This window comes from Pseudomonas sp. FG36, assembly GCF_057809275.1.
The window spans coordinates 1-414 of the sequence record NZ_JBMDJQ010000091.1 but is presented as its reverse complement, the minus strand read 5'-3'; the positions used below and the strand labels follow the sequence as shown (position 1 = coordinate 414).

Annotated in this window: 1 protein-coding gene; it reads left to right on the top strand. The window is 61.4% G+C overall.

Annotated features, from left to right (window positions below; all coding sequences use genetic code 11):
- The coding region (locus ACODS9_RS26560) for an immunoglobulin-like domain-containing protein (RefSeq protein ID WP_489095126.1) at nt 1-414 on the top strand (414 nt) is incomplete at both ends.

The window sequence follows — 414 nt, the reverse complement described above, 5'->3', positions numbered from 1 at the left end:
TCACCGAAGACCAACAGCCAGCCTTCACCGTCAAGGTCAGCCAGAAGCTCGACCACGACCTGACTGTCACGCTGTCCAATGGCGACAAGGTTGTGATCCCGGCCGGCCAGACCGAAGCCGAGTACAAGGCCAAGGCCCAGGGCGACGACGTCTTCAAAGACGGCGATACCCTGACTGTCGGCATCACCGACGCTGCCGTTGACGGCAAGTCCTTCGAAAATCTGGAGCTGGGTGGCAATGCCTCGGTGCAGATCACCGACACCATCAGCGAAGTCGTCGCGACCCTGACCGCCGACAAGTCCACCGTCACCGAAGGTGGCCAGATCACCTACACCGTGACGCTGACCAATGCCCAAGGTCTGCCGGTCAACGGCCACAATGGCCTGACCTTCACCCTGACCGATGGCACCAAGG